Origin of the sequence: Pantoea sp. 18059, from assembly GCF_902706165.1 — a bacterium.
Classification (GTDB): domain Bacteria; phylum Pseudomonadota; class Gammaproteobacteria; order Enterobacterales; family Enterobacteriaceae; genus Pantoea; species Pantoea agglomerans.
In genome coordinates, this window is record NZ_CACSJS010000017.1 from 1 (window position 1) to 1,983 (window position 1,983).

3 protein-coding genes are annotated in these 1,983 nt (G+C 47.7%); 1 reads left to right on the plus strand and 2 read right to left on the minus strand.

Annotation, left to right across the window (positions count from 1 at the left end; translation table 11 throughout):
- Positions 1-108: 108 nt before the first annotated feature.
- Positions 109-825: a YafY family protein gene (locus GVJ63_RS21790; protein WP_010669700.1), complete on the minus strand. Its 717-nt coding sequence runs from the start codon at positions 823-825 to the stop codon at positions 109-111.
- A gap of 57 nt (positions 826-882) precedes the next feature.
- Here GVJ63_RS21790 and GVJ63_RS21795 point away from each other — a divergent pair, with 57 nt between their 5' ends.
- On the plus strand, positions 883-1,248 hold the full coding sequence (locus GVJ63_RS21795) for a VOC family protein (protein ID WP_029518932.1): 366 nt from the start codon (positions 883-885) through the stop codon (positions 1,246-1,248).
- A gap of 78 nt (positions 1,249-1,326) precedes the next feature.
- Here the strand turns inward: GVJ63_RS21795 and GVJ63_RS21800 are convergent, their stop codons facing one another.
- Positions 1,327-1,929 carry a site-specific integrase gene (locus tag GVJ63_RS21800; protein WP_010669698.1) on the minus strand — a complete coding sequence of 201 codons (603 nt, stop codon included), beginning with the start codon at positions 1,927-1,929 and terminating at the stop codon, positions 1,327-1,329.
- Between the last annotated feature and the right edge of the window lie 54 nt (positions 1,930-1,983).

Sequence of the window (1,983 nt, forward strand, 5' to 3'; positions counted from 1 at the left end):
TTCTGGCACAAAGCGGACTGACGGCAGGCCAGGGTCCGCTATGAGCGAAGAGCGGATATATTTATAGATAAGAACAGACCTGCATTTTCTGGAGCAATCATACCCATTTCAGCTACGCGTGGGAACGATGTTATCCAGACCTGCATTACGCCATATACGGAGTAAGCTATGCCGGGAATGAGGATATCCTTCCTGCAGGTGCTGAAGAGATTTTAATCGCGTTACGTCGAAATGACGAAAGTCGTTACGTTTTTCACACCATGCAGCAAGCACAATAGCGCCGGAGAAGTAACCCAGCGCGAAAGGCCATATCGTTCTTTCACTCATATTACCGAGTCTGTCTGTATAACCTGCACGGATTTTACGTCTCCACCTGATGGCGCTTCGAACAACGCTCAGGTTTTCAAAGTTGTGATGAGCTTCCTGTCTCTTTCCCACCAATAATGACGAGTCATCAAACAGTGTCTGTAACTGTGGCGGAAGACCGTGGCGGACTTTCCCCGTTACCTCTGAAGCCGCTTTAGCAATGCCCTTATCACCATATGTGGCTACCCAGCGTAAACCGAGCGCCAGTGCATCGAGCTGTTCGGGGGTAAACATCACCGGCGGTAAATGATGGCTCCGGGAAAGGATATATCCTGTGCCAGCCTCACCCTGAATGTCGGCACCCTGAGCGCGTAGTGCGCCAATATCACGGTAAAGTGTACGAAGACTGATTGAAAGTTCTTCAGCCAGCCTGTGGCCGCTTATCGGATAGCGATGCTGATAAAAAATCTGCAGAAGATTGAGAAGGCGTTCTGCTCGTTTCGGTCCTGATGCTGACATGTTCTGTCAATGCTCCCTGCAATAGTGATGTCTCATTCTTTTTGGCGTGAGAGACTCATGATACCTAACCTGATCATTCTTTATGTTGATAATCCGATTGTCAGCAGTGGTTTTTACCAGAAGCTATTCAATACAGAACCAGACGTGATGCTTCCGACGTGGGTGGCTTTTTCCTTTAATAACGGCCTGAACCTTGGACTATGGTCAACGACAGCGAGTGACTTTATATCCTGCGGTGTAGGTAGCCGAACTGAATTGAGTTTTATGGTGAAAGATATTCAAGAGGTTGATGTGCTTTATCAGCAATGGTCAGAGAGCGGTGTGCAGATAGAACAGGAGCCCAAACATGCTGTTTTTGGCAAGACGTTCGTTGCGCTTGATCCTGACGGGCACCGTATCCGGGTATGTATTCCGGACGAATAAGTTAAAACGCTTACCTACCCATTTTTGAACCTGACGCATCCGCTTCTGGCACAGGGCTGCTGTTGCAGCCCTCACAGGCTAGACTTCAATTGACTCCGATATTTCCAGAGCATCATCTACCTCAATGCCAAGGTAACGTACTGTGCTTTCGAGTTTTTTGTGCCCCAAAAGTAACTGGATAACCCGAAGGTTCTTCGTTTTTTTATAGATAAGATATGGCTTGGTTCTGCGCATTGAGTGCGTACTGTAGAGCGTCTCATCAAGACCCAGCTTCCCAATCCATCCATGAAAAATACGGTTATATTGTCTGGTTGAGATGTGTCTTGAAGAACCAACGCGGGACTGGAAGAGATAGTCGCTATTACTTAGTTGAGCCATTTTGATCCACGCGGCTACAGCCTCTCTGGTTCCCTTAGTCAGTTCAAACTGAACAGGGCTGCCCGTTTTCTGCTGCAGCACTGTCGATCTGCCCGAAACAGAGTGCCCATAGGCTATATCAGAAACTTTTAGCTTAACCAAATCACAGCCCCGAAGTTTACTATCCAGAGCCATGTTAAAAAGAGCCAGATCACGAACTTTTCCTTCCAGCTCAAGACGGATACGAATTCCCCAGATATGAGAGATCTGAAGAGGCCGTTTCTGGCCGATAATGCGGCTTTTGTTCCAGGGGGATGTTGTCATGTTCAATCTCCATTGGGTCAGGAGATGTGATTATGAGTGTCCCGTATGAGCGAA